Source organism: Streptomyces phytophilus, assembly GCF_013870535.1.
In the GTDB taxonomy this organism is placed as follows: domain Bacteria; phylum Actinomycetota; class Actinomycetes; order Streptomycetales; family Streptomycetaceae; genus Streptomyces; species Streptomyces phytophilus.
On the sequence record NZ_JACBXC010000808.1, the window covers coordinates 1 to 2,813 of the forward strand.

General features: G+C 71.8%; 3 protein-coding genes. 2 read left to right on the top strand and 1 reads right to left on the bottom strand.

All coding sequences use genetic code 11. The features are described from left to right. A partial coding sequence (locus H5J30_RS25565; protein ID WP_181789705.1) for an LPXTG cell wall anchor domain-containing protein occupies positions 1 to 449 on the top strand: 449 nt, incomplete at its 5' end. 172 nt (positions 450 to 621) lie between these two features. Continuing rightward, entirely contained in the window at positions 622 to 1,758 is a 1,137-nt protein-coding gene (locus tag H5J30_RS25570) for an IS30 family transposase (protein WP_181789706.1), read from the top strand. 121 nt (positions 1,759 to 1,879) lie between these two features. Here H5J30_RS25570 and H5J30_RS25575 read toward each other — a convergent pair. After that, on the bottom strand, positions 1,880 to 2,813 hold a 934-nt coding region (locus tag H5J30_RS25575), incomplete at its 5' end, for a peptidoglycan binding domain-containing protein (RefSeq protein ID WP_508470712.1).

Here is a 2,813-nt window from a genome sequence, read left to right on the forward strand (position 1 = left end):
TGGCCGAGGCCCCGGCGGCCCGACCTCCCGCCGCGCAGGCTCATGTTCCCGAGGCTCCCGGTGCCGCAGTCCCCGGCGTCGAGGTCCCCGGTGCCGAGGTCTCCGGCTCCGCGACCCCCGGTGCAGGGTCTCCCGGCTCGGAAGCCCCCGGCGCCGAGCCCTCCGGCCCGGCAGCCCCCGGCGCCCAAGCGCCTGTTTTCGAAGCCCCCGACGTCGACGAGTCCGTCCCCGACCGTTCGGCCGACGAGACCGACGAGGCCGGCGGCGGGTTCGAGCCGCCCGACAGCCGTACCGCCCCGTCCGGCTACTCCGACGATGCCCGCGCCGGCGCCGCTCAACTGCCCCGTACCGGTGCCGACATCTGGCTTCCGCTCGCCTCCGGCATCGGCAGTCTCGCCGCCCTCGGCGCCGGGGCCGTCGTGGTGGCCCGCAAGCGCCGCAACGCCTGACGCCCCGCCCAACGGAGGAGGGCCCCGCGGCGCTGCTTGGGTTCTAGTGGTCGTTGCAACACCCAGTTCAGGGGTGGCGATGGACTTCAAGATCCGGGAGGGCCGGAGGCCGCAGGGGCCCAGGAAGCTGGTCCAGGAGCGGGAGGCATACCTTCGGCTTGTGGATCAAGGAATGAGTTACTCCGGGGCTGCCCAGGTCATCGGGATCAACGTCCGGACGGGCAAGAGATGGCGGAACGGGCGCGGCGCCTCGGGTAAGAACAAGGCGGCACCACCGATCAACGCGGTGGTGCCGCCGCCCGTTGAGGCGACGCCGGCTCCCTCGCGCTATCTGGGCGAGGCGGACCGCATGCACATCGCCGACCGGCTGCGTGAGAAGGCTACGGTCCGGGCCATCGCGGCTGAGCTGGGCCGCAGCCCGTCGACGATCAGCCGGGAGATACGCCGCAACCGGCACCCCGTGAACGGCCAGTACCGGCCCCACGCCGCCCAGGCCCGCGCGATGGCCCGCCGGCCGCGCCCCAAGCCCGGGAAGATCGGCCAGAACCAGGAACTGCGGGACTTCATCCAAAGGCATCTGACCCTGTGCTGGAGTCCCGAGCAGATCTGTCACGCTCTGCGCAGGCGCTTCCCCCACCGGCCGGAGATGCACGTGACCCACGAGACCATCTACCAGGCCCTTTACGTCCAGGGCCGCGGTGAACTGCGCCGCGAGCTGACCCGCGCCCTGCGCACCGGGCGGGCCATGCGCCGCCCGCACCGCCATGCCGCCAGGCGTCAGGCGCGCTACTCACACCCCATGGTGATGATCAGCGAACGGCCCGCCGAGGCCGCCGACCGCGCCATCCCCGGCCACTGGGAAGGCGACCTCATCGTCGGCCGCAACTCCCGCTCCGCCATCGCCACCCTGGTCGAACGCAGCACCCGCTACCTGATGCTCGTCCACCTGCCCACCGACCACAGCGCGGCGGCCGTGCTCACGGCGCTGACGGACACGGTCCAGACCCTCCCGCCGCACCTGAAGCGGTCCCTGACCTGGGACCAGGGCAGCGAGATGGCCGCCCATCACGCCTTCAGCATCGCCACCGACATCCCGGTCTACTTCTGCGACCCCGGCAGCCCCTGGCAGCGCGGCTCGAACGAGAACACGAACGGCCTCCTGCGGCAATACTTCCCCAAAGGCACCGACCTGTCGGTCCACACCCCCGACCGCCTGGCCGCAGTCGCCGCCGAACTCAACAGCCGCCCACGCAAGACGCTCGACTGGGAAACCCCAGCCGAGCGCCTGGCTAAACTACTCACGGCTTGATCAACTCACCGCGTGTTGCGACGACCCCTTGGATCCGCCCTGCCGCGGGGCCCTCCTCGTACGTCGTCGGCGCCTCGTCCCCTCCCGGCCGCCCGTGCCGGAGGCGGTCACGCGCCAGGCGTCACGCGATGTCGATGACCCCCACCCGCTTCTCCGGGTCGGTCTCGCGCAGCGGGCCCATCATGGCGCTCGCCACGTCGTTCGGCGTGATCTCCGTCTTGCTGCCGTCGCCGCGCTGGACGAGGAGGCCGTCGAAGGTGCTGCCGTACAGCGCCTCCAGCTTCTCCAGGTCGAACTTCGGCGCCAGCTTGCCGTCCGGCGTCGCCTGCATCGTCAGGAACTCGGAGATGGAGCGCTCCGGGCTGAACTCGATGTAGCGGTCGCCCGCCTGCACCGCGACGTAGCCCGACATCGCCGTCTCGGCGAAGCCGTTCATCGCCGTGTCGAACTCCGCCTGGCTGACGGCCGGCTCCTGCTGCGAGACCGGCAGTGTCACCGGCTTGTTCGCGCCGCCGGCCGCGCGCTCGTCGAACGCCGCCCGCACCGCGCTCATGGACTTCTCCACGTCCACGGCCTCGTGCGGCTCGCCCTTCACGGGCACGGCCTCGCCGTCGACGAAGCGGATCATGCCGTCCTTGCCGCCGCCCGCCTCGTCGGCGATCTCCTGCAGCTGGGCCCGGAGCTTGTCGGTGTCGTCGACCATCGCCGGGTCGACCTCGCGGGAGCCGCCGAAGAGCGAGCCGATGACGGACACCGGGTTGTAGTCACTGCCCATCGCCGAGCGGACGCTCTCCGCGGTGTCGATGCCGAGGCCGGCCGACTGCGGCGTCAGCTTCTGCTCCTGCTCGCCGACGCGGAGCACGATCGGCGCCTTCGTCCGCTCCTCGACGGCCTCGTCGAGCTTGGCCACCGCCTGGTCGCGGGAGCTGCCGCCGATGTCGACGCCGAGGACGGTCGTGCCCTTCGGCACGTCGTCGTTGTTGAGGACGAGGCCCGCGCCGTACGCGATGCACAGCACCCCGAAGACGCCGGCGCCGGCCATGACGGCGAGCTTC

Coding starts and splice junctions, on each gene's coding strand:
- H5J30_RS25570 (WP_181789706.1), top strand. CDS start 622: ATGAGTTACTCCGGGGCTGCCCAGGTCATCGGGATCAACGTCCGGACG.